The 17383-nt window shown below is 37.6% G+C and carries 13 protein-coding genes and 1 pseudogene; 1 reads left to right on the top strand and 13 read right to left on the bottom strand.

The window, feature by feature from the left end; all coding sequences use genetic code 11:
- Positions 1-8 precede the first annotated feature (8 nt).
- The 4 genes from queE to GT674_RS06730 all read right to left on the bottom strand — a co-directional run bounded on the left by queE (position 9) and on the right by GT674_RS06730 (position 3350).
- Positions 9-659 carry a putative 7-carboxy-7-deazaguanine synthase QueE gene (gene queE, locus GT674_RS06745; RefSeq protein WP_161285002.1) on the bottom strand — a complete coding sequence of 217 codons (651 nt, stop codon included), beginning with the start codon at positions 657-659 and terminating at the stop codon, positions 9-11.
- Positions 660-1082: a 6-carboxytetrahydropterin synthase QueD gene (gene queD, locus GT674_RS06740; protein WP_161285001.1), complete on the bottom strand. Its 423-nt coding sequence runs from the start codon at positions 1080-1082 to the stop codon at positions 660-662.
- A gap of 254 nt (positions 1083-1336) precedes the next feature.
- Positions 1337-2725, bottom strand: coding sequence for an alanine/glycine:cation symporter family protein (locus tag GT674_RS06735; protein WP_161285000.1), 1389 nt, complete (start codon positions 2723-2725; stop codon positions 1337-1339).
- 154 nt (positions 2726-2879) lie between these two features.
- The gene (locus GT674_RS06730; protein ID WP_161284999.1) at positions 2880-3350 is read right to left on the bottom strand and encodes a GNAT family N-acetyltransferase; all 471 of its coding nucleotides are present in this window, start codon (positions 3348-3350) and stop codon (positions 2880-2882) included.
- Positions 3351-3644: 294 nt separating this feature from the next.
- Here GT674_RS06730 and GT674_RS06725 point away from each other — a divergent pair, with 294 nt between their 5' ends.
- Positions 3645-5348, top strand: a complete 1704-nt coding sequence (locus GT674_RS06725) for a carbon starvation CstA family protein (RefSeq protein WP_161284998.1) — start codon at positions 3645-3647, stop codon at positions 5346-5348.
- Between the two features lie 104 nt (positions 5349-5452).
- Here the strand turns inward: GT674_RS06725 and crcB are convergent, their stop codons facing one another.
- The 9 genes and pseudogenes from crcB to GT674_RS06680 form a co-directional block, all read right to left on the bottom strand.
- Positions 5453-5818: a fluoride efflux transporter CrcB gene (gene crcB / locus GT674_RS06720; RefSeq protein WP_161284997.1), complete on the bottom strand. Its 366-nt coding sequence runs from the start codon at positions 5816-5818 to the stop codon at positions 5453-5455.
- An 89-nt stretch (positions 5819-5907) separates the two neighbouring features.
- A complete protein-coding gene (locus GT674_RS06715) occupies positions 5908-7263 on the bottom strand; it encodes an MATE family efflux transporter (protein ID WP_161284996.1) in 1356 nt (451 codons plus the stop codon).
- A 203-nt stretch (positions 7264-7466) separates the two neighbouring features.
- Positions 7467-8300, bottom strand: coding sequence for a carbohydrate ABC transporter permease (locus GT674_RS06710; RefSeq protein WP_161284995.1), 834 nt, complete (start codon positions 8298-8300; stop codon positions 7467-7469).
- Between the two features lie 12 nt (positions 8301-8312).
- Positions 8313-9209, bottom strand: coding sequence for a carbohydrate ABC transporter permease (locus GT674_RS06705; protein WP_161284994.1), 897 nt, complete (start codon positions 9207-9209; stop codon positions 8313-8315).
- A 74-nt stretch (positions 9210-9283) separates the two neighbouring features.
- On the bottom strand, positions 9284-10588 hold the full coding sequence (locus GT674_RS06700) for an extracellular solute-binding protein (protein WP_161284993.1): 1305 nt from the start codon (positions 10586-10588) through the stop codon (positions 9284-9286).
- Positions 10589-10615: 27 nt separating this feature from the next.
- On the bottom strand, positions 10616-12625 hold the full coding sequence (locus GT674_RS06695; protein ID WP_161284992.1) for an alpha-amylase family protein: 2010 nt from the start codon (positions 12623-12625) through the stop codon (positions 10616-10618).
- A gap of 193 nt (positions 12626-12818) precedes the next feature.
- The gene (locus tag GT674_RS06690) at positions 12819-14438 is read right to left on the bottom strand and encodes a response regulator (RefSeq protein WP_161284991.1); all 1620 of its coding nucleotides are present in this window, start codon (positions 14436-14438) and stop codon (positions 12819-12821) included.
- Positions 14419-16200 (bottom strand): cache domain-containing sensor histidine kinase, encoded by a 1782-nt coding sequence (locus GT674_RS06685; RefSeq protein ID WP_161284990.1) that lies wholly within the window; start codon positions 16198-16200, stop codon positions 14419-14421. Before GT674_RS06685 ends, GT674_RS06690 begins: the two co-directional genes overlap by 20 nt.
- A 685-nt stretch (positions 16201-16885) precedes the next feature.
- Positions 16886-17383, bottom strand: a pseudogene (locus tag GT674_RS06680) (hypothetical protein); the annotation flags it as partial.

The raw sequence follows: 17383 nt of genomic DNA, 5'->3' as shown, positions 1-17383 counted from the left end.
CCAATTATTTATACTCCCCGCTCGTTGGGGTCCCAGATCACTTTATGCATCTGTATCTGCAGCCGCACATCATTCAACTGATGTTCCAGCATAAATTCCACCATCTGTACCGGTTCTATAGAGCCAAAAACAGGACTGAAATAAACATGACACCGACTTGTCAGATCATATGTCTGAATCACCTCCAGTGCTTTCACCAGATCCTCCTGGCTGCCACACACAAATTTTACAGTATCATTTATTTCAAGCAATTCCATATTTTCTGCTATCATATGTTCCTCACAGCCACTTGAAGGCAGTTTGTAATCCATCGTAAATATCGGACGTTCCTCACAAAACTCAGACAGCCTTACTGCACCATTTGTCTCAATTTCAACTCTCAGTCCGGCTTGTAGGAGAAGATGTATTAACTCCCTGATATCTTTTTGAAGCAACGGTTCTCCACCTGTAAGTGTCACATTTCGGATTCCTGCTGCAAGAACATAATTTGTAATCTCTTCCGGCGTTTCCTCTTCATAAGAACAATCGGCTTCATTGGCCCACATGGTATCACAATAACTGCATCGAAGATTACATCCTTTAAAGCGAACAAAAACGGCCAGTTCTCCCGCACGTGTTCCTTCCCCGTTAATACTGGTAAATTTTTCTACAACCTTCATCTATTCTTCCTCATAAACTGCACAATTATTCGGTGTTTCGTATACTGTGACACGGTGAACCCCGTATCCCAGATCTATTAATTTTTTATAAAAATAATAAGCAAAATTTTCCGCAGTGGGGAGAAATAAAACTTCTTCCAGATGAAAACTCTCATTCAAAAGTGCAGTAACTGTTTCTGTTCTCAAAGACCCCTTCTCATAGATCAGACTGTGATCAAAAAAATCACAAAGCTCTTTCAGATCTTTTTTCAGATCACCAAAATCCACTATCATTCCCCGTGTCTGTCCTTCTTGCTTTAACACCTGGCTTTTGATCTCCACAGCAACATTCCAACGATGTCCATGGATATTTCTGCACTTTCCCTCGTATTTCCAGAGAAAATGTGCTGCATCAAAACTGGCTTCTGTCTTTAAATAATACATGTTTCAATTCTCCTGTAAGTGAAATGGATGTACCTTTTAGCCAAGTGCCAACTGAAAAACATAATAAAATCCATTAAAAAAGGCTCCGCGTACTTTTGCACGCAGAGCCTGAAATCTTCTTGGTCAGCCCTGGTTTTGTTTTGCGACAGGAAGGTACAAATGAACTGTCGGCTGTTTCTACAGCGTAGATATTATACTATCTGATACATATAATCGTCAACAAAAAAGAATATTAAAATCATATATGCATGCATCTATTTTTTGATCTCAGACTGAAATTCCTTGATATCCTTTGCAATCTCACCACTCAGGAGCAACATACAGATAAGGTTCGGAATCGCCATAAGTGCATTTGCAATATCTGAGAAATTCCATACCAGACTCAGGGTCTGTGTACATCCAAAGTATACCACAAGCGAAAATACTACTCGATAGATCATGTTGTATTTGTGTGTTCCAAGAAGATACTCAAATGCTTTCTCTCCATGATACTCCCATCCAAGAATCGTGGAAAACGCAAATAAAGTAATGCCGATTGTTACCAGCCATCCACCTGCGGATCCGAGGATTGTTTCAAATGCTGCAATCGTGATATCTGAGCCCGTCAGCATCTCTCCTGCCGCATTTGTCATTCCAAGTACTCCGGATGATGCTATCGCAAGTCCTGTGATCGTACAGACAACAATGGTATCCCAGAAAGTACCTGTCATATTTATATAACCCTGACGAACCGGATTATCTGTAGTAGCTGCTGCCGCAGTGATTGCAGCCGAACCCATACCTGCTTCATTAGAAAAAACACCTCGTGCAACTCCAAATCGCATCGCACTCATCATAGAGGCTACAATTGATCCACAAAGTCCACCGCCAACCGCTTTTACAGAAAATGCCATCTTAAAGATCATAGCAATACCCGCCGGCAGATTTGAGATATTTCCAATAATAACAATAATACCACAGATTACATAAAAGATTGCCATTGCCGGAACGACTACGGAAGACACTTTTGAAATAGATTTGATTCCTCCAACAATGATCAGCAGAGAAACCACTGTAATCACAATGCCCGTAATCCCTGTTGGCACGCCAAAAGTAGTATGAAGCGCACCTGCAATTGAATTTCCCTGTGTCATGTTACCTATACCAAAGGATGCAATCACTGCAAACAGTGCAAAAAGCCATGCCAGAACAGAGCCAAAAGTCTTATTTTTCAGACCTTTTTTCATGGTGTACATCGGTCCACCACTCATCTCGCCTTTGGCATTTACCTCACGATATTTGATTGCAAGCATACACTCGCTGAATTTTGAAGTAAGTCCAAATGCTGCTGAGATCCACATCCATACCAGTGCTCCTGGTCCACCAGATACCATTGCGGTCGCAACACCAACGATATTTCCTGTTCCGATTGTTGCAGCCAACGCTGTAGTAAGTGCAGAAAAAGGGGAAACATCTCCTTCACCACGACTTTTAGTACGAGCTTCTTTACTAAGCGTACTCTTAAGCGCATATCCCAGATTCTTCCATGTCAGAAATCTTGTACGAACGGTAAGAAACACACCTGTTCCAACCAGAAGAATCAGCATCACTGGTCCCCATACAAAATTGTCGATTTTGGTAACAATTTCATTTAGCTGTTCCATATTATCCCTCCTCAAAACAAAAAGGAGCAATGTTATAGCAACATTGCTCCTTCGCGTAAATGTATAATCTGTTTATATTATATACTTCTACTCATTTTTTTGTCAAGATTCTTTTCTCCTTCGCAGGCGTTTAACAAAAAGAAATGTGTCAGTATCATAAGATATATTCCATCTGTCTTTCTTTTGTCTTCATTCCCATTTTTTCATAGAATCTTTCTGCCGAAGTATTTCCTGTCCATACGTTCAACGTCACCTCATAGCAGCCCATGAACTTTGCTTCACTTTTTACATATTCAAACAGACTTTCTCCTATATGCTGTCCTCGTACCTGCTGATCAACACACAGATCATCTATAAAAAGGGATTTAAACGGCACCATATTGTTGGAAAAAGGCTGTTCCTGCAGTTGACAGAAGGCATATCCTACACAGATATCCGCTTCGTTCACTGCAACATATATCGGTTTTTCTTCATTTTTCAAAAGCTCTGTCAACTCGTCTACCGTATATTTTGTCGTGCCGGGAATAAAAATGTCAGGTCTTATGTCTGCATGGATCTGCAGCACCTGTTCTAACAGTTCTGTAATTCTCGGAATATCTTTTTCTTCTGCTTTTCTGATAGTCATTTTTTGCTCCTTTATATAATGAATCCGTCAAGAATCGATTTATACTTCAAGAATAATAATACCACACCAACCTGTCCGGAAAAATAAAAAAATATAACACACATACAAAATACTTCTTGAAATTTTATAGAAAAAGTAGTAAAACATTAGATAATCAATAAAGATAAATGCATTGAACAGGTCAAACCATAAAAGATAACCTGAGTACCACGGAAATTCCGCCTTTGTTATCCATTGGATAACAGGGGCGTTTTTAATATATATTTATATCAAAGAAAGACGAGGAGAAAGATTATGAGTGGAATTATGATGATGGTGATCGCCATTGTAGTTCTGGGCGGTGCATATCTTCTGTACGGCCGCTACCTGCAGAACAAATGGGGAATTGATCCAAAAGCAAAAACTCCGGCATATGAGATGGAAGACGGAGTTGATTATGTACCGGCAGATACCAATGTAGTATTTGGACATCAGTTTGCATCCATCGCAGGCGCAGGCCCGATCAACGGACCTATCCAGGCTGCAATTTTTGGCTGGCTTCCGGTTATGCTGTGGATTCTGATCGGCGGTGTATTCTTTGGTGCTGTTCAGGATTTTGCTTCCATGTATGCATCTGTAAAGAATAAAGGACGTACAATCGGATATATCATCGAAGCATATATCGGAAAACTAGGAAAAAAATTATTCCTTTTATTCTGCTGGTTATTCTGTATTCTGGTTGTTGCAGCATTTGCAGATGTAGTAGCAGGGACCTTTAATGGTTTTGCCACAGGTACCACAGGAGAGGTTACAAAGGTAGTAGCAAACGGAGCTGTCGCAACTACTTCCATGTTATTCATAGTGGAAGCTGTTGGACTTGGATTTTTCCTGAAATACACAAAATTCAATAAATGGGTCAATACGATTTTTGCAATTGTATTACTTGTAGCAGCAATTGCACTGGGACTTAAATTCCCGATATACATAAGTCTTGAAACCTGGCACCTTATTATATTTGCATACATTCTGATAGCCAGTGTTACACCTGTATGGGCATTACTTCAGCCGCGTGATTATCTGAACAGTTATCTGCTTATTTTTATGATCGTTGGTGCGGTAATTGGTGTATTTGCAGCTAACCCTTCCTGTAATCTTAAAGCTTTTACAAGCTTTAATGTTGACGGACAATATATGTTTCCGATCTTATTCGTAACCATCGCCTGTGGTGCGGTTTCAGGCTTCCATTCCCTGGTATCCTCAGGTACCGCATCCAAACAGATTAAAAATGAAAAAAATATGCTCCCTGTTTCATTTGGTGCAATGCTGATGGAGAGTATGCTTGCCATTATCGCATTGATTGCCGTAGCATCTTTTGCAGATGGCGAGGCAGCAGCCCAGGGGCTGACAACCCAGCCTCAGATTTTTGCAGGTGCGATTGCAAATTTCCTTTCTGTGATCGGTTTGCCCCATTCACTGGTATTTACATTGATCAACCTTGCTGTATCTGCATTTGCACTGACATCTCTTGACTCTGTAGCCAGAGTCGGACGACTTTCATTCCAGGAATTTTTCCTTGATTCTGATACGGATGAGGAAAACATGAACCCATTTTTAAAGGTAATGACTAATAAATATTTTGCAACAATCATTACACTTGTACTGGCCTATCTGCTTACAAGAGTGGGCTACGCGGAAATATGGCCATTGTTTGGTTCTGCAAACCAGCTGTTATCAGTACTTGCCCTTGTAGCCTGTGCAGTATTTTTAAAGAAGACAAAACGTCAGGGCTGTATGCTCTGGATTCCAATGGTATTCATGATGGCAGTTACCTTCACAGCACTTGGCATGACAATTGTGAAACTTTCCAAAGCATTTGTAACAACCGGTCTGGATCTTGGAAATTCTTTACAGCTGATATTTGCAATACTTCTGTTAATACTAGGTGTACTGGTAGCAATCCAGGGTATTAAAAAACTTCTGGAAAAACCAGAGACAAAAAAAGCAGCAGAACGAGCATAATAATTATGGCATAAAAAACGACAAAAAATCCGAAAAGACAGAAATGACTCTGTTTTTTCGGATTTTTCTTTTTCCAGGAGATGTATCGGAATTCCCTCTGAATCTTATCTTACGACTGCATACTGTGCTGCATATACTGCCGCCAATGCTCCTATTACACTCAATGCAACATAGAACATTGCCCACCAGCCTGCGCCTCGTTCCATTAGCTGATTCGTTTCCAGGGCAAAAGAAGAAAATGTCGTAAATCCTCCGCAAATACCAACCTTCAAAAATAAAATCAATTGCGGATTCCAGTCTTTCTTCGCACCAAACGCTACAACAAGTCCTATCACAAATGCTCCGGCAATATTAATTAATAATGTCTTTACCGGAAAGCCATTTTGTGGGTTTATCGGAATCAATCCTATCAGATAACGAGCTACAGCTCCAAGAAATCCTCCCAGTCCAACTATAATACAATTCATCATTTTATAATTCTCCTCTGATTACACATACCCTCGGTGCCTTCAAGTCGTTCTTCATAAGCAAATTCTGAAGATTCCAGACAGCCCCATGATCAGTCAAAATCTCTGGTAATATTTGTAAGCCATTTACCTCTGAAATAGTGAATGAATACCACAGGCATTTTTTCGAACTCATCCAGAGTCATTACAAAATATACCCAGACAGGCGGCAGTTTTAAAACATATGCTGCAAGGAAGGTGAGAGGAACTGCAACAAGCCACATAAATATAGAGTCTATGATCATTCCAAACCTGGAATCACCACCACCTCTGAAGCAGCCGCATATAAGACAGGTGTTAATACCTTCTCCCACAAGACGCCAGGTTGTCATAAATATAAAAATACCAAGATAATAAATGGCAGTCTCCGTCAATTTATCCCGATAGAAATCCAGTATCAAAGGGCGCAGTGCCAGAATGATGACACATCCGATCAGACTTACAATCATTGTTATTCTGAGCATGCGTTTGCCATATTCTCTGGCTGCATCAATGTTATCTTTACCCAGTTCCTGGCTGACAATGATGGTAGTAGCATTGGCAAAACCACGACAGGCGATTGCACCAATATTTACCACCATGACAGCAACCGCATTTGCAGCAACCATATCATCACCAATATGACCGAGGATTGCTGCGAATGCTGATGTAGCAAAACTCCAGACAACATCATTCACGATAGCCGGAGTGGCAATTTTCATAAAATCCTGGAACAGAATACCTGCTTTTGCAAAGAAGTATTTGATCCGGAATCTGACATCAGAACTTCTTAATGAGTAGATGAGGCAGATCAGTACTTCTGTGATTCTGGCAATAACAGTACCAAGTGCAACACCGGTGACGCCAAGCTTTGGAAGTCCAAACAGCCCAAAGATAAAGGTGGCATTACAAAGTACATTGACGCCAAGCGAAACAATGTACGTGATCGAAGGCAGCATTATTTTTCCGATGCTTCGAAGAGCACTCATAAAAATCTGAGAGAATCCCATAAACATAAATGAAAATGAGATCACTTTCAGATATTCACTGCCGGCAGCAATCGTATCAGGACTGTTTGTAAAGACCTTCATGATCGTAGTTGGCATTGTGAAAGAAATCACGAAAAATACAAGAGAAATGATCAGCGAGATTCGTTCCGCCAGGCCGAGAATCCTTTCTACTGTCTTTTTATCACCTTTTCCCCAGTACTGGGAACATAAGACCGATGTACCCGCGGCCATACCATAATATAAACAGAAAAGAATAAAAGTATACTGATTCGCAAGAGATGAAGCCGACATGGCAGTCTGGCTTACGTATCCAAGCATAACCGTATCGGCAATGTTTACCAGTGTTCCGATCAGGTTTTGGAGCATGATCGGAAAGGCTAGTTTTGATGCATATTTTAGAAAATCTTTTTTATTTAGCATACATGGTTTTTCCTTAGTTCTTAATATTCTTTACCAATTGTATCATATTATTGCATTATAAATACATATCTTTTAGAATTATTTTTTTTATCTATTTTCTGAAAAAACTGAACACTCAAAAAGCTGATGCAGTGGTGATTTCTATTACCACTTATGCATCAGCCTTTCCTTATATCTCTTTATATCTGAGACCCCGAAAAATATCAGCCCTTTATAGCTCCACTCATCAAACCATTTTCTATTTTTTCCTGGAAAAATACATATGCAATAATCACTGGTATTGTAGTAAGGCATATTCCTGCCATGCTAGAGCTGTAATCGGTGCTATATTCTCCAAAGAATGCAAGTAATCCCATCGAAATTGTTCCTTTATTTTTATCTGATATAAAAATAAGCGGAAACAGAAGATTATTCCAGACCTGAATAAAGTTAAAAATTGAAACGCTTACAATTCCAGGTACGGATAACGGCAATATCATCTTAAAAAATACTTGAAAAATACTTGCCCCATCTATAACCATTGCTTCTTCCAGTTCTGTAGGAATTCCATTCATAAATCCAGTCAAAACCAGAACCGTCATTGGAAAACAAAAAGCCGAATATAACAGTATCAACACTGGATAATTATTCATTATCCCTAATTTTCCAAATATGTATGACAATGGAATCAATACTGCCTGAATAGGAATCATCATTCCCGATATAAATAACAGATATATTTTTGACTTTCCACGAAATCTGAATTTTGCTAGAACATATGATGCCATTGCACCAAAAAGTCCGGCAATTACCAGAGTTCCTACTGAAAGAATAATTGTGTTAAGAAAATATCTGCCAATGTTTCCAACCTTCCATGCTGTTATATAATTCTCAAATCTCAATCTTTTCGGCAGTGAAGTAAATGATGAAAAAATTTCCAGATTACCTTTAAATGAACAAAAAATTGAGAATACCAGCGGATATATATTAATCAATGCCACAATCACGAAAATTACAAAACATATATACTGTCTTGCGGAACGTTTTTTTGATTTCATTTCTTTCCCCCCTTAATATTCTATAGATTCTTTTTTATTCATTAGTGTCAGACTAAGAATAGAAACTGCAGCACTCAGTACAAAAATCACAGTTGCAATAGCACTTCCGGTTCCATAGTGTCCATATCGATATGCTTCGTTGTACATCAGAAGTGCAGGAACAATCGTACAGTTATTTGTTCCACCTGTTGGTGTAAGAATATATACAGTATCAAAGATTTTAAGTACACCTGTTATTACCATAATGGTAGACATTTTTAATGGTTCCCATAACATTGGTATATAAATATTCCAGATTTTTTTCCATCCTGTGGCACCGTCGAGCTCACCAGCTTCCAAAACTGAGTTTGGAATCGAGGTAAGTCCCGCCAGACAGATGATCATATAATAACCAACACTTGTCCATGTACTTACTATAATCAAGCACATCAGTGATGTTTTTGGATTTACAAGCCATTGCTGCATACAATTTGCAAGACCAATTTTAATAAGCAAACTATTAAGGATTCCCTTTTCAGTTGGAAAATAAATAAAATTCCATAATAATGCAACTGCTGTTACTGATAAGATCATAGGTATGAAAAAGGCTGCTTTAAAAAATCTCTGTCCTCTCTTAAAATGATGGATCAAAAGACCCAGCCCAAATCCTAACGGCACCTGAAGAATCACACTGATTACTACGTATATCAGAACATTTTGTAATGATTTAAGAAAAACTGCATTATGAAAAATATTCCTGTAATTTTTCAAACCTACAAATTTAAGTGCTACAGCCTGAATCCCAGGCCAATCATTAAAAGAAAAATAAATTGACATAATTACTGGAATCAATTCAAAACAAAGATATATCAGAATCGCCGGTATTAAAAATGCCGCGATCACTTTTTTATTTCTTCTGATTTTCTCCATAAACACCCTCCTCATTCCTGTTTTGAGTAAACAAAAGGAAGGGTGCGTTATGTCCCTTCCTTTTGCTTCATAGTTTAGCTTTCTGGACGGTTTGCATCAATATCTGCCTGAATAGTCTGTGCTGTATCTTCAGCTGAATCAGACAACATCATGTTCAAAATTCCGTTTCGTGAAGTATCTACCAGCGTAGAGCATGTGTCATAATCAAAATACTCTCCAACTGAATCGCTTATCGTTCCGGTATATTCAACCATATCTTTAAAGATCTGCGGAGCACTGTCCGGTGCTGTAATATCTTTATAAGGAGCTACTCGCATTGCTGCATCCATTCGTTCCTGAATAGAATCTTTTGATGTCATATACTTAATCAGTTTTAAAGTAGCTTCTTTTTCTTCATCAGACATAGTTCCGGAAAGCATCCATCCAGAAGTATATACAACATGTGTATCTTTAAATTCTGGTTTGTCTTCAAAATATGGGAATGCAAAGAATGAAATATCATCCAGGATCTCCGACTCAGAATTAAACATTTCTGGTATGATAGGACTGCTGTGAGAAATCATAGCTACTTCTCCTGTCAGGAACTGATTCATCTGTGTATTATAGTCCATTCCTTCAAAGCCCTCGGCAAAAGCACCCTTTTCTTTCAGGTCTTTTGTAATCTGCAGGCATTCTACCACATCATCATCTGTCCATTTCTTTTCGCCGATGCCGAGTTTTACAATTCCGTCATGGCCAATTCTTTTTGCAAGAATGTTGTTAAAAATATGACCCATTACCCATGTGTTTTTACCACCCACACCAAATGGAGTGATTCCTGCTGCATTCAGTTTATCAATTGCATCATATAACTCGTCCATGGTTTCTGGCACTTTTTCAATTCCGGCTTTTTCAAACAGAGCTTTATTATAAAAGATTGCATCTACATTGAGTTCATTTGGAAGTGCATAAATTCCATCAGCTCCATATGCACTCAGATCATATGTATCCAATGCTCCATCCAGGAAAGTGTTCTTCCAGTCTTCATCCGCATTAAGAGATTCTGTAAGATCAAGAAGTACTCCATTCTGAGCCCATTCTTTTAATCCTGCAATAGCCGGATAATAGAAGATATTTGGAGTTTCACCTGTAGACAGAGCAACTTTTAGCTTGTTATTATAAGCAGATTCTTCATAAATTGAGTCATTCTGTACCTCAATATCTGGATTTTCCTCCATAAAAGCTGCAATCTGATCCTCATAGACTTTTGCCATTGGAGTATCTCCACTATCACGGCTCATAAAACTGATCTTTACTTTATCTGCTGCAAGTACAGGTGAAACAGATGTTAATGCCATCGTTGCTGCTAAAACGATTCCTAAAACTTTTCTTCCTTTCATAAAATACCTCCCGATAATCATTATAATTTAGTTTTCATAACAGATTGCAATCATTTGATGTCCATTGACTTCTTTTACAGTAAAGTCAAGTTCGCTTCCATTTTGTTCATAGACAATCTTCTGTCTGTCAGGTACTGTATATATGTCTCTGACCTTACGTTCCTCATTCATCGTAATTTTAAGATTGTACAATGGAATTACATCTTCTACGATCTCCAGGTTCTTACATTTTTTCACTGGCACATAATGTAATACATGAACAATTTTTCTGTTCTCCTGATTCTGTTCAAGCACTGTGACCTGCGTAGTTGATGGCCCATCATGCTGTATGATTGGATCTGGAAGGAGTCTCTCCAACTCATTTCGAAACAGTTTCTTAAACCATGCCGGTGCCCAGTTCTGATAAGTCGTAAAAATAGGATGAATAAAATAAGCTGTATTTTCTGTTTCAACAATTCCCGGATAAGCTTCTTTTCTTCCTGACGGTGAGTGTAAATGAGAACAAAAATGCTCATATGTACGATTGAAAACCGGAGGAATTACCTTCTGTACAAATACTGCTTCATCTGTGGCTTCTACTAGAGTACCTTTATCATACATAACATGCTCAGCATCTGCTAAATCTTTAGATAAATGTTCTTTTGGCCAGATGAAGTCCGGACTATAAGGTGCCTCTCCCTTATAAACAACAGCAAGTTCCGGAATCATAAACTTCTGATGCGCTCTGTCAAGGCCAGACTGATAACTCACTAAAAGCTTGCCGCCTTTTTTCAGATAAGTACTTAATTTATCTCTTAATTCTTCATCTACTGGGATTACATCCGGAAGTATTAAGAGTCTGTATTTGTCAAAATCAAGCGTACTGTCAATGAAATCAAACTGATATCCTAATTCCATTAACAATCTGGCTACACCTTCTGACGCTCCTGGAATGTGACCTGCAACACCTGTTGCATAAAACTCTTCAGCAGTAAATACACCAATTTCTGAAATCGGTTTTGCATTTTCACACCAGGGTTCTTTTTCTTCTACAGATTTGTATACTCTTCCGATTTGCTTATACATATCTGTATTTAATTTTCCCCAGTAGTCCATCTGGTCTCCAATTGTGCACTTGCATCCATGTGCCAACATAGAGAACACTTCATACTCCATCGCCGCCTCATTACGAAAAGCATGAAAATCTCCCCATTCGGTATGGAATCGACTTGTAAGTCCCAGACATTCTTTTCCAAAATTTCTCATGTATTTTGCAGAAACCGGAAAATCAAGATATCCCCACTCTACACCTGGAAGTGATTCAAAAGAGAAATAAGAATAGTCTTCTTTAACTGGTTTATCCAGATATCCCAAATGTCCTTTATTATAACATACATGAAAATCCGGATTATACTTTTTAGCAAATGCAGTAAGGTCTCTCACCATGTCATAATAAGTCCATCTTGCAAATTCCTGCCTGTCCTCTTTTTTTGCCGGGTTTAATCCCTGCTCTCTCATAAGCTTCTGACAAGATGGACAGCAGCACTCATTCATAAATGCGGCATCATACCAGACTCCGTCTCCCGGAATCGTTTCAAGTACTTCACCGAACTGTTTTTTCAGAAAATCTCTGTACGGAGTATTCACACAAAGATTTTTATAAAATCCCGCCTCAAAATATCCTTTTCCTTTGTAATCCTGCAATGCACCATTTTCATCGATGCAAATCCACTCTGGATGCATATCTGCAATACGCTTATTCCAACGTATGGTTGTATACAGATTTACCTGAATCCCGTGTCTTCTGCATGCTTCTGACTGTTCTCGTAAGAGATCTCTGTGTGCCAATCCCGGATGTACCATTTCCGGAAATATTTTTGAATCATAATACAAATTCCCATGATGTCCGCAGGAAAACAATGTAATGGAATTGACATGTGCATCTTCCAGCGTCTGTGCAAATTCTTCTGCATCAAATTCAGAACACACTCCCTGAATAGCCTCGCTGGTATGGAAATCCAGATGGATCTGTCTAAATGGAATTTCTTTTTCTGCCATTTCCTTTCCCCTCCTGTTTTTTGATGAGGTAAGATTATCATTTTTATGGCAATTCGTGAATGTACTATTTTTAGATGCGTGGGAAAAATTTTAGATATTTAGTTTTTTCTTTCTTCCATATATTTTGTTTCAACTCACAGTCGGTAATTTCACAGAGTCTGACATGTCAGCAACATGCTGACTGTGATTTGCCTCATGTCAGTGGGGGATACCGATTTCTCTCCGCCCACCACTGCCGTTCATTTTCTTGTTTACAATTCATCTCACCACCTATAGAGGTGGGAGAATCCTTGTTATATCTTGTTGAAGGAGAAATCCCATAGTACTTTTTAAAGTTTTTACTAAAATAATATACATCACTATATCCTACCGACTCAGAAATATCTATAAGTGTCTTATCTGGATATTCGATCAAATATTTCTTTGCCTGTTCCAAGCGTACCTGAGTAAGGTATCTACTTAAAGAACAGCCTTTTTCTTTCTTAAAAATACTACTCAGATAACTGGCATTTGCTCCGATTTCACCAGCTACCATATTCAAACTCATATCTTTCTTATAAAAATTGTCATCTATAAAATCTATTGCATCTTGAACTTTTCTTTGTGTCACCGGAATCTTTCTGGTTTTCATACATCCAAAACATTTTTCAAGAATGTCCAACAATGTCTTTTTAATTTCTTTGATACTTCCATTATTCTGCAAACTTGTCAATTCCTGCTGTTCCTTTTTTATTACACATGAGAAATCAACTCCTGCCTCCGACATAAAAAAAGAAATATGTATAAAAAGATCCATTACCACATAATGTACTACATAAAGACTACTGTTCTTTTCTTCCATTTGATCAAACATTATTTCTATTTCTTTATATAACATTTCATGTTCATTTTTTCTGAGATAGTACAGAAACACAGATGGATCATAATCTAATGTTTGCAGCATCTCCACAATATCTACGGGCTCATATATTAACAGACGATTATCTTTCTTTCCCTTCTGCGCTGCTGAGTATGCCTCACGATATGCACTTTTCAGGTCTCTAATGTTATCATGAACTCTGCTGATACCACCATTCCACGTTCTGTTTTTGTTCATCACCTCTTGTAAGTAAGTGCAGAGCATTTGAGTTTTATAAGCCATATCTGCTTCTCCAAACAAAACAAACGTATACCTTTGATTTATTATTATCATTTCATATTCCGGATAATAATCCTGTATCATTTCTTCTATTTCAAAGACTCTTTTATCATTATTTCCCCCTTGAAATCTGGCAATGAGTACCACAATTTGTTTTTTTGTAGAGATGCCCAACTGATTCCATATTTCATTTGAGTCTTCATATATATTTATTCCCGAAATCTGTTCCAATAAGATTTTTTCTTTCTGATTCTGGGTAATCGCTTCCTGCATTTTTTTTACTGAGAGCTTCTGTTGTTGAATTTTTTGAATCTTTTCTTTACATTTCATTAACTCACTGGTCAGTTCTTTCGGATTAAGTGGTTTCAGAACGAAACTTAATGCTCCAAAGGATAACGCTTCTTTTGCATATTCAAATTCTCCATATGCACTCAGAATAATCACTTGTGTTTCCGGAAATACTTTCTTTACCTTTTTTGACACTTCAATACCATTCACATAAGGAATATTGATATCCATAATCAATATATCCGGTTTCAGCATAAATATCTTTTCCAGTGCTTCTTCTCCATCCTCTGCTTCTCCACAGAGTTCTATACCGATACTCTGCCAATCAACAGATTTTTTAACTAGTTTTCTTTGGAGAAACTCATCATCAACCAGAAATGCTTTCATTTTTTTCAATCTCCTTCTTAAATCCTACAGGCAAACATACTGTTGCTATCGTACCCTGTCCTTCCTTACTTTCTAAATGAAGTCCATATTCTTTTCCAAAATAAATCTGCAGTCTTTGCTGAATATTAAACAGTCCAAATGCTGATTCTTTTTCTCTTGTATCCATACTAAACAGATCTATTAGTTTTTCTTTGGGAATACCTGTTCCATTATCTGATACTGTGATATATACTTTATTATTTTCTTTCCACCCTTTTATTTCAATGATACCCTGTCCACGTTTTTCTTTTACGCCATGATAAATTGCATTTTCCACTAATGGCTGCAATGTTAATTTTACAATCCATTCTTTCAGAATTTCTTCTTCTATATCAGTTTTATAAATAATTTTATTACCATAGCGGAACTCTTGTATTTTTATATAATTTTCAATATTAATCATTTCCTGTTGTATGGATATCAAGGTTTTGCCATCGCTTAATGACGTTCTATAAAAAGTGCCAATAGACTGTATCATTACAAATGCATCATCCAGACATTCCATTTGAATTAGTGAGCTTACACTATTTAATGTATTATAAAGAAAGTGTGGATTAATCTGTGCCTGTAATGCAGCCAACTCAAGTTTTCTTTTGGCCTTTTGTTCCTGATAAACCTGCTCTATCAATTGTCGGATTTTTTCTGCCATTTTATTAAATGCCTCTGATAAAGTACCAATCTCATCCATATACAAAACTGGTACTTTTACAGACAGATTTCCTTTTCCAAAGCTCGACATAGTGCGAGTCAGCTCTGTTAATGGTTTTGTTACACTGTAAGCAACTCTCAGACTAAAAATGATGTTTAACAACACTGCGATAATTCCGACCATATATATGATTTGTATAATATTTCTACCTGCACGGGTTAATTCTCTGACCGGTGTCAAGCCAAGCATTATCCAATTTAGGGTAGGGATCTCTGAAGTCGTAACAAGATACCGCTCCTCATCTATATTAAATACTTTTCCACCTTTTTGATTTGTAATTGCCCATTTAAAATAATCTTTATCACCGATATTTTCAAATATATCTTTATCATTTTCAATCTTTGTATTTCCTTCCAAATCCGCAATTATATATTTACCTTGCTCTCCGTTTTTAATATGGGTAAAATTGTTTATCAGTAACGGAGACTGATATTCTATCATCAAATACCCTTTTATAATACCTGTATCGTAGTCCCTGTAATATCTTATGTATCCAATCCCTTTTTTTTCATATCCTTCAATACACTGGTTATACAAATCAATCCATTTAACATTATAATTCTCTTTAACCAAAGAGAAAAATTTTTCATATTTTTGCGACTCTGAACGAATACTGTTAGAATTCACAATATGTCCATATGAATCAAACAGCGAAATACTGCTATATTCTTTATCTGAATACAAAGCATCCAGATAGTCCAACCGTCTTTCTACTTGCATTTTGTATTTTATCTGATCTGCATTCTCTTCTGAATCCAGCAAAAACCAATTCTGAATCGCATCATCTGTTAATAAAGCTTTCGCTATTTTCTCTGCATTTTCCAAAACATTTTGGCTATTATCCGATATGATTTGAAATTTTTCTTTATAACTTTCGCTTGTAATATTCAAAACCGATTTTTCATATATTACGCGAATCAAAATCGTTAATGATAAAATTGTAAAAAATATAATAATTATACTTGTAAAAGAGAATTTTTTTGCAAGTGATATTTCATGATATTTTTTCTTCATTTGATTGTTTCCCCCTAGTTTTATAAAAGAAAATGCCTCAGCTACACTTATAAAGACCGAAAAATATCTCTTTTCGTGTCTATACAAATACATCTGAGGCATTATTTTATTCACATTTTAAATTCACATAAACATAATAATAGAATTCTCTTCAAAATACAATATCTTATTTAATTTTTATGCTATAAATGAGCAAGTTCGTGATTTTGCATAAAAAGAAAGACACCTTAAATCGTTCGTGTTGTATAATGAAAGTGACGAAACAAACATTGCAACATTTACGAAAGAAGGTGCCTCTCGCAAATACTATACATCATTCTATATTCTTATACAACCAGTTTAAGAAATTGTTTCAACTCACAGTCGGTAATTTCACAGAGTCTGACATGTCAGCAACATGCTGACTGTGATTTGCCTCATGTCAGTGGGGGATACCGATTTCTCTCCGCCCACCACTGCCGTTCATTTTCTTTTTTGCAATTCATCTCACCACCTATAGATGAGGGAGAATTCTTGCTAAGCTTTGTTAAAAGTAATGTTATTTTAGCATAAGGTATTTTTCCTGTAAAGTTTCCGTACATTAGTTTTTGCTTATTTTAAAGAAGAAGACAAAAAAATCCTGCCGCACAACTGTCTCCAGCAATGCGGCAGGGAATGCACAGGCACATATTGATTAATTAATTACTTATTTATCTCTGCGGTGTTTCAGATGAAGTGCAAAGAATGCAAGAACTACGTCAAGCAATGCAAATGCGAACATGAAAGCTGATCCTGCAACTTTTGTGTTATCTGCTGTTTTTACCTGATTTGATTTCTGAGAATCAGAAGTTGTAGTTCCGTTGGAAGATGTTCCATTTGAAGATGTTCCACTTCCACCATTGCTTCCAGGTGTTGTTGTAACTGTAGCTGCCGGTGTTGGTGTTGCTGTTGCATCTGGATTTTCTGTCGGATCTGGTGTTTCTGTAGCATCAGGATCTACTGACGGATCCGGTGTTACTGTTGTATCTGGATTTACCGGTGCTTCACTCGGGTTTGGTGCCTCACTTGGGTTTGGTGCTTCACTCGGGTTTGGTGCCTCACTTGGGTTTGGTGCTTCACTCGGGTTCGGTGCTTCACTTGGGTTTGGTGCCTCACTCGGGTTCGGTGCTTCACTTGGGTTTGGTGCCTCACTCGGGTTCGGTGC

The organism is Blautia sp. BIOML-A1, assembly GCF_009883055.1.
Classification (GTDB): Bacteria; Bacillota; Clostridia; order Lachnospirales; family Lachnospiraceae; genus Blautia_A.
The sequence above is the reverse complement of the archived record's forward strand: the minus strand, read 5'-3'. Positions and strand labels throughout refer to the sequence as shown.

What these genes read in the sequence shown, in the direction of transcription:
- GT674_RS06695 (WP_161284992.1), bottom strand. Translation starts at nt 12,625, where the DNA reads ATGGCAGAAAAAGAAATTCCATTTAGACAGATCCATCTGGATTTCCAT.
- GT674_RS06725 (WP_161284998.1), top strand. Translation starts at nt 3,645, where the DNA reads ATGAGTGGAATTATGATGATGGTGATCGCCATTGTAGTTCTGGGCGGT.
- GT674_RS06705 (WP_161284994.1), bottom strand. Translation starts at nt 9,209, where the DNA reads ATGGAGAAAATCAGAAGAAATAAAAAAGTGATCGCGGCATTTTTAATA.
- GT674_RS06685 (WP_161284990.1), bottom strand. Translation starts at nt 16,200, where the DNA reads ATGAAGAAAAAATATCATGAAATATCACTTGCAAAAAAATTCTCTTTT.
- GT674_RS06710 (WP_161284995.1), bottom strand. Translation starts at nt 8,300, where the DNA reads ATGAAATCAAAAAAACGTTCCGCAAGACAGTATATATGTTTTGTAATT.
- crcB (WP_161284997.1), bottom strand. Translation starts at nt 5,818, where the DNA reads ATGATGAATTGTATTATAGTTGGACTGGGAGGATTTCTTGGAGCTGTA.
- GT674_RS06730 (WP_161284999.1), bottom strand. Translation starts at nt 3,350, where the DNA reads ATGACTATCAGAAAAGCAGAAGAAAAAGATATTCCGAGAATTACAGAA.
- GT674_RS06735 (WP_161285000.1), bottom strand. Translation starts at nt 2,725, where the DNA reads ATGGAACAGCTAAATGAAATTGTTACCAAAATCGACAATTTTGTATGG.
- GT674_RS06715 (WP_161284996.1), bottom strand. Translation starts at nt 7,263, where the DNA reads ATGCTAAATAAAAAAGATTTTCTAAAATATGCATCAAAACTAGCCTTT.
- queE (WP_161285002.1), bottom strand. Translation starts at nt 659, where the DNA reads ATGAAGGTTGTAGAAAAATTTACCAGTATTAACGGGGAAGGAACACGT.
- GT674_RS06700 (WP_161284993.1), bottom strand. Translation starts at nt 10,588, where the DNA reads ATGAAAGGAAGAAAAGTTTTAGGAATCGTTTTAGCAGCAACGATGGCA.
- queD (WP_161285001.1), bottom strand. Translation starts at nt 1,082, where the DNA reads ATGTATTATTTAAAGACAGAAGCCAGTTTTGATGCAGCACATTTTCTC.
- GT674_RS06690 (WP_161284991.1), bottom strand. Translation starts at nt 14,438, where the DNA reads ATGAAAGCATTTCTGGTTGATGATGAGTTTCTCCAAAGAAAACTAGTT.